General features: G+C 67.6%; 6 protein-coding genes and 1 pseudogene. 1 reads left to right on the top strand and 6 read right to left on the bottom strand.

From position 1 onward, the window contains the following. Positions 1 to 406: 406 nt before the first annotated feature. The 3 genes from ACIA8C_RS25780 to ACIA8C_RS25770 form a co-directional block, all read right to left on the bottom strand. Positions 407 to 934, bottom strand: a complete 528-nt coding sequence (locus ACIA8C_RS25780; protein WP_397138904.1) for a hypothetical protein — start codon at positions 932 to 934, stop codon at positions 407 to 409. Between the two features lie 220 nt (positions 935 to 1,154). Further along, the gene (locus ACIA8C_RS25775; protein ID WP_397138901.1) at positions 1,155 to 1,937 is read right to left on the bottom strand and encodes an SGNH/GDSL hydrolase family protein; all 783 of its coding nucleotides are present in this window, start codon (positions 1,935 to 1,937) and stop codon (positions 1,155 to 1,157) included. Positions 1,938 to 2,011: 74 nt separating this feature from the next. Further along, positions 2,012 to 2,722: a hypothetical protein gene (locus tag ACIA8C_RS25770; RefSeq protein WP_397138899.1), complete on the bottom strand. Its 711-nt coding sequence runs from the start codon at positions 2,720 to 2,722 to the stop codon at positions 2,012 to 2,014. Between the two features lie 325 nt (positions 2,723 to 3,047). Between ACIA8C_RS25770 and ACIA8C_RS25765 the strand changes: the two are divergent. Then, a pseudogene (locus ACIA8C_RS25765) lies at positions 3,048 to 3,176 on the top strand (serine hydrolase); the annotation flags it as partial. 137 nt (positions 3,177 to 3,313) lie between these two features. On the opposite strand, the gene ACIA8C_RS25760 reads toward ACIA8C_RS25765, so the two are convergent. From ACIA8C_RS25760 to ACIA8C_RS25750, 3 genes are all read right to left on the bottom strand, one after another. Beyond that, positions 3,314 to 4,156 (bottom strand): alpha/beta fold hydrolase, encoded by an 843-nt coding sequence (locus ACIA8C_RS25760; RefSeq protein ID WP_397138897.1) that lies wholly within the window; start codon positions 4,154 to 4,156, stop codon positions 3,314 to 3,316. A 117-nt stretch (positions 4,157 to 4,273) separates the two neighbouring features. Then, a complete protein-coding gene (locus tag ACIA8C_RS25755) occupies positions 4,274 to 4,987 on the bottom strand; it encodes an endonuclease/exonuclease/phosphatase family protein (protein WP_397138895.1) in 714 nt (237 codons plus the stop codon). Between the two features lie 104 nt (positions 4,988 to 5,091). Then, positions 5,092 to 6,225 carry an AI-2E family transporter gene (locus tag ACIA8C_RS25750; protein WP_397138938.1) on the bottom strand — a complete coding sequence of 378 codons (1,134 nt, stop codon included), beginning with the start codon at positions 6,223 to 6,225 and terminating at the stop codon, positions 5,092 to 5,094. Positions 6,226 to 6,379: the final 154 nt, after the last annotated feature.

Raw genomic sequence — 6,379 nt, 5'->3', positions numbered from 1 at the left:
ACCAAACCCCAGAACCGACCCAACACAACACGCGACACACGAGGCGCCATAACACTCCCTGATCAGGGGTGTTGCATTAACTCCTTGAATCCGCCTCGAAATAGGGGCCCTAAAGCCGGTGCGGATTCCGAGTTAGGGTGCGGATTCTGGTGCTGCATGGGGAGTTTGGGGGCGCGCACCGGTTGGCAGGCTGCCGCGGGCCGGTTCGAGCCCGGCACCCTGGGCGGGTCCGAGCGCGTGGCAATTGCTGGTTGGCACGACGTTGGACCCGGTCCGTTGTCGGCCCGCCGATAGGTCGACTGTGACCCGATCGAGCGTTCGATGTAGGCGTGTCTCGTAGCAGCACGGGAATGTGCTGTGCGACAGAACAACTGGGTCGTACCGCGCGAGCGGTGGGAACGTGCGCTCAGCGATGCGGTGGTGGCCCGCGTAGCCCGCATCCAGAGCTGAACAGCAATCGCCGGGGCGCGGTGAGCGGGCCGACGGGGACGGCGTAGTGGAGTGCGAAGGGTGCGGCGGGACGAGTGCCGAGCGCTCGTACGACGCGGGTCGCAGCGGATACCGCTCGCCCGAAAGCGATTTCAGCGCCACGGATGAGCAATGCGCCCACCGGGATAGCCGCGAGGTGTGCCGCGACCATGACCGAGGTCATGCCGGTGCTGTGGTGGTGGCCGCGAGACATGGTCAGCGCGACATGGCCGACCGCCTGCCCGATCGCCAGCAGCACCATCACTTCGCCGACTCCGAAACGAGCCTGCCGCGCGCCGGCAACCACCCCGACCACCGTGCACGCGGCGATCAACAAAATGATCGATGACTGACCGGGGGAGACGTCGCCGCCACCGAGCGCGTGCGCGGCGATGCTCACCGCACCGGACACCGATCCGACGAACGCACCGCGCACTCGCGCCGTTGCCTCCGCCGATGTCCGCACCGCGCCATACTACTTCCGGTCGTAGCCCCCGATCGCACCGGTTTCGGCAGGCCGCCAGTGCCGCCGAGGCGGCGGCACTGGCGGCCTGCGGCTCCGGGACATGACAGCAGCTGCCCGCTGGCTTGCCGTGCATACCTGCGCGGCCGCCCCACCTGAGCGTTGAATACTCGCCCTGTGCCAGGGGAGGCGCTAGCAAGTGCAGACGCTCAGCACATACCGATTACGCCAGAACCGGCAGCAACTCTGGCCGTTTGGCTTCTTGGGAGTCGCCGGAGGATGCGCCGCGCAGCCTGCGGCCGATCCATGGCGCGAGGTAGCGGACGGTCCAGCGGAATTCTGTCGCGACCGTGTCGGCGCGGGAGCGGCTGACGGGCGGTAGTGGTTCGCGCCAGGTGTTGTCGGCTCCGGGGACGGCGAGGGTGGCGGCGAGGGCGCGGGCGACGATGTCGTGGCCGATCGGGCTGAGGTGCAGTCGGTCCTCGTCCCATGCGGCCGGGTGGGTGGCCGCGACGACCGGTTCGAAGTCGACGAGGGTGACGCTGGTGCGTGCGGCCAGCGCGCGCAGGTCGGCGTTGAGGCTGCGTACTCGCGCGGACAGCGGACGGGCGAATGGGGCGACGGCGCCGATGTCGGGGAAGGTGAACGTGACCACCGTGGTGTCGATCGCGGTGAGCGCGGTGAACATGGCCTCGATGTCGGTGAGCAGCGCGGCCCGGTCGAAGCGCGGTCGGATGACGTCGTTCATTCCCGCGACCACGGTGGCGAGATCGGGTTTCAGCGCTAGGGCGGGGGCGAGTTGCTCGGCGCGGATTTCGGCGGCGCGGCGGCCGCGGACGGCGAGGTTGGCGTAGCGCAGGCCCGGGTCCGCGGCGGCGAGCAGGCCGGCGAATCGGTCGGCCCAGCCGCGGTAGCCGCCGTTGCCGTCGGGATCGCCGATGCCTTCGGTCTGGCTGTCGCCGAGGGCGACGTAACGGGCGAACGAGGGTCCTCGGGTGGGCTCCACGTCGAGCTCCTGTGGGGTGCGTCGGGCGGAATGCCCTACCGGCGCCCCGCTTTTCGGCTCATCGTCGCATGCGCTCAGAGCGGCCGGAATCCCGACCCGACGCCGCCACCTTGATCGATGTCGTCGAGCACCATGCCGATTTGGGTGGCCACCGCCGGATCGTGCAGCGGCGCGATCGGGGGATGACACACCATGTCGAACACGGTGACCCCGACCAGTCGCACCCCGATGTGCCCGACATTCATGCCGACCAGCCGATCGCCGATGGTGACCGGTCCGCCGGAATCGCCTGGCTGCGAACAGGACTGGTTCTGGAACCACCACCGATGCGTGTCCCACACGACGCCGCAGTTGTATCCGGTGGTCCGCCCGTTCTTGCACACCACGTCACCCTGCTGTGGTGGCGTGCCGATACCGCCGATCATGGTCGCGGCCACCTGGCGCACCGGCGCGACCCTGGCTCGATCGAACTCGACCACCGCGTAGTCGTCGTAGTGATCGACCGCGGCGACGGTGCCGACGACGCCGGCGTCCGGCGCCTGCTCCGCCCGCACCGACATCCCTACTTCCGTGCAATGCCCCGCGGTGAGTCCCACCAGCCGGTCCGCGCTGTCGTACCCGATGGTGGTCAGCGTGCAGACGCCGCGCCCGAGCAGAATCCCGGACCCGCCGCCGAGCGACGCGACCGGTGCGGCCGTCGCTACTCCTGGCACGCCGACAGCGGCGAACGTCAGCGCGACGGCGCAGAGTGTGAATCGAATCCATAACCGGCTCAGAGCGACCATGTCGCACCCTTCATCCCGGGGATGTATCAGGTCACGATCATTCGTTCAGACGAGCGGCCTGATTGTTTCAGACTGGTCGGTCTCTAGTACGGCCGATAACCGTTCCGTGACCAGATCTTGGGTCAAGCGCAACCACGAGAGTCCGTTGGCAACCACGGGCAGAGCCTTCCGGCGCCATGGCTACCGCTTGTCCCGGCCCCCGCCGAGATGAATCGCAATTCAGTGGCACACCACGGCGGGGTCCTCCTCGCGCGATGCCGCCCAGGTGTGCCACTGAATTTGGATTCGGTGACGTCGGGCTTCGTGCGGGTAGGCCCCCGGCGCAGGCTGGGCCTATGCCAATGCCGGTTGCGTGCTGCTCGGCCTGATCATCGAGCAGGTGACCAATCGGCCCTGGTACGAGAAGGTTCGGTCGCGGATCGTCGAACCGCTCGGGCTACGCGACACCCGCTGACCCGGAATCTCACTCACTCCACACGCCAAGGCACTACGAACGCGACGGGCCGCTGACGGATGTCGCCGAAGTGGTGGACGCCGATGCCTCCGGCGGCTTCCTCTCCACCGCCGCGGATAGTTGAATAGGGGTACAGCTCAGAGGAATTCGTTGAGGTGTTTCAGCAGGGCCTCGGGGCGTTCCTCGGCGATGAAGTGGCCGCAGTCGGGAATGGCGGCACCGCGCACGTCTTCGGCATAGTCACGCCAAACCTCCAGTACCGGAATCTGTTCCAGGAAGCTGGCCGAGCCCCAGACGGCGAGCATCGGCATGGTGAGCCGGTGGCCCGCGGAGGTGCCGTCGTGTTCGGCGTCGAGCTCGGCGGCGCGGTAGTCGTCGAAGCCGGCCCGTAGTGCGCCGGGAGTGCTGAAAGCGCGGATGTATTCGTCGATGGCCTCGCCGGGCAGACCGTGCCGGTTGACCGTCCAGGTCTCGAAGAAGTACCGCAGGTAGCCGGGAATGTCATGGCCGACAAGACGTTCGGGCAGATCTGGCTGCAGGTGGAACAGCCAGTGGAAGTAGCGGCGGCCGAGCGCGGCGTCCATCCGGCGCCAGGTCTCCCTGGTGGGAATGATGTCGAGCACGGCGATCTTGGTGATCTGGTCCGGGCGATCCAGCGCCCAGCGGTGCGCCACCCGCGCGCCGCGGTCGTGCCCGACGACGGCCGCGGAGGCGAAGCCGAGCGATTCGATCAGCGTGGCCACGTCAGAGGCCATGCTGCGTTTGTCGTAACCGGTGGTCGGTTTGTCGGTGTAGCCGTAACCGCGCAAGTCCGGGGCGATCACGGTATGCCGCTCGGCCAATGCGGGCAGCACCTTTCGCCAGCAGTAGCCGGTCTGCGGCCAGCCGTGCAACAAAACCAGCGCCGGGCCCGATCCGGCGCGGCGGAAATGCATATGAATGCCGTTCACGGTGGTAACCCCGCGGCTGATCTCGACCATAGAAACATTCTCGGCCGGGCCGGAGGTCGGCGGCGGCGAAATCGCGTCAACAGCCTGTGCTGGCTGCGAATGTTGGGGTGGCGGACAGACCGGCCTGCGACTACGAAAGCGCGGACGTCACAAGGCGATCGTCGCGCGGACCGGGTTGTGATCGGACAGCCCGCCCGCGTCCTCGACGACCACTTCACGCACGGTCGCGTCGCGCACGACCACGTGATCGATGAACTGCGATTTCGCGCCCGAGGTGCGCGGTCGGGTCGCCAGCGAGTTCGGCGCCAGGTCGGCGACGGTGAATCCCGCCCCGAGGGCCGACGCGACCGTCGCCCGATCGATATTGAAGTCGCCGAGCAGCACCGCCGGATACTCCGGTGTGACGGAAGCCATTTCGGCCAGCCGGGCGAACTGCTTGGTGCGCCGCCGGTCCCCGGTCACGTGCGTGGCGATCACCACAACACCGCCCGCGCTGACCGCGAGCGCGCCCTTGCCGGGGTCGTCGGCGAACGACTCGGCGGTGATGTCGCGGCTCGGCCCGTCGACGATGAGCACCAGGTGCTCGCTGGGATCACGCAGCGCGCTGGCGTGCCTGCGTGCGGTCGGCACGCGCACATACTCCATGGAGTGGATCGTGCGGCCGGGCAAAGCGGCCCGCAGGCTGATCAATTGATCACCACTGACCTCCTGCAGCGCGATGACCCACTCGGTTCGCGCCGCCACCCGCGCCGTGACCGCGTCGATGCGCGCGGCCTCGTCCGGCCACCGGCTGGAGACGTCCTCGTACCAATTCTCGGCATGGATGCGGTGCAGAACGTTCCACGTGGCAACGGTGATCACAGGTCGCGATGCTAGGGGACCGGGTGCCGGCGGTTGCCGCCGGAGCGGTGTCTGCGCGACTGATGTCGGGCGCGCATCAGGAGAATGCGTGTTCAGCTCGTCGCTCATCCCGTCGAAGTCGTTGCGGCGTTGCCGCTTTCGTCGGTGACCCGGTCGAGGCGGGGGAACAGGATCTCGCTGATCAGCAGCAGCACGGCAGCGGCGACGGGGATGGCGAGCAAGGCGCCGATGATGCCGAGCAGCGCACCGCCGAGCAACACGGCAACGACCGTCACCACGGCGGGGACCTGAACCGTGCGCCCCATGATCTTGGGTGCCAGCAGATAGTCCTCCACCAGCCGCAGGAAAATGAAGAACCCGACGGTGGCGAGACTGACCGGGAGCGATACCGTCAGCGCGACCACCGCGATGATCGCGCCGGCCAGCGTCGAGCCGACCAGCGGGATCAGGTCCAGCACCGCGACGAGTACCGAAAGCACCAGCGCGAACGGGACATCGAAGGTGAGCAACCAGATGAAGGTGAGCACGGCGGTGATCAGCGAGATCAGCAGGTTGCCGAGGACATAGCCGCCGACCTTGGTGAAGATGGCGTCGCCGATCAGAATGGCGCGGGGTCGCCGCGCGTGCGGAAAGAAGCGGTAAACGTAGGCGCGTAGTTTCGGGAAGTTTGCCGAGAAGTAGGCGGTGAGTACCGCGACGATCACCGTGCTGGTGATGGCGCCGAACACCATTTTTCCCGCGCCGAGCAGGCCGCCGGTCCATGAGGTGTCGGTGGCGATGCCTTCGCGCAGTTTGTCGTCCAGATGCAAGCGTTCCGAGGTGGTGCGCACGATCGGGTAGGTCTGTTCGAGGTGCCGCAGCTGGTCCGGTGCGTGGTCGATGAGCGCTCTGCCCTGATCGATCAACGGCGTGATCGCGGCGGCGAGGAATCCGGCGAACCCGGCGAGCACGCAGACGAAGACGATCGTGACGGCCACGCCGCGCCGGACCCGATGCCTGGTCATCCAGGAGACCACCGGCTCGATGCCGATCGCGAGGAAGAGCGCCGCGACCACCAGTACCAGCGCGTCGCGCGCGTCGAGGAGTAGCCTGCCGAAGCCGACGGTGACGATGACGCCGGCGGCACCGGTCATCCCGATCATGAACGGGGACCAGCGATCGAATCGCTTGCCCGGCTTACCAAGTGGGTGTTTCTCGGTGCTGATCGCGGCGGCATCGGCTTCGGCTGCCGTGATCACCGCCGGTTCGTCGCTGGCATGGGGTTGGCCGACCCATTGGCTGTGGCCCTCTTCGGCCGTGCCGTCATCCACGGATTTCTCTGTCGAATCGTTCACCGAGCTGGTCCTTCTGCTGTCGCCGCGCCGCAACCACGGAGGGTGATGGCTGCCTACC

The sequence above is a fragment of the Nocardia sp. NPDC051321 genome (assembly GCF_044455225.1).
Classification (GTDB): domain Bacteria; phylum Actinomycetota; class Actinomycetes; order Mycobacteriales; family Mycobacteriaceae; genus Nocardia.
The sequence above is the reverse complement of the archived record's forward strand: the minus strand, read 5'-3'. Positions and strand labels throughout refer to the sequence as shown.

Excerpts from the sequence above, each read along its gene's own strand:
- ACIA8C_RS25770 (WP_397138899.1), bottom strand. The coding sequence starts at position 2,722 with ATGGTCGCTCTGAGCCGGTTATGGATTCGATTCACACTCTGCGCCGTC.
- ACIA8C_RS25760 (WP_397138897.1), bottom strand. The coding sequence starts at position 4,156 with ATGGTCGAGATCAGCCGCGGGGTTACCACCGTGAACGGCATTCATATG.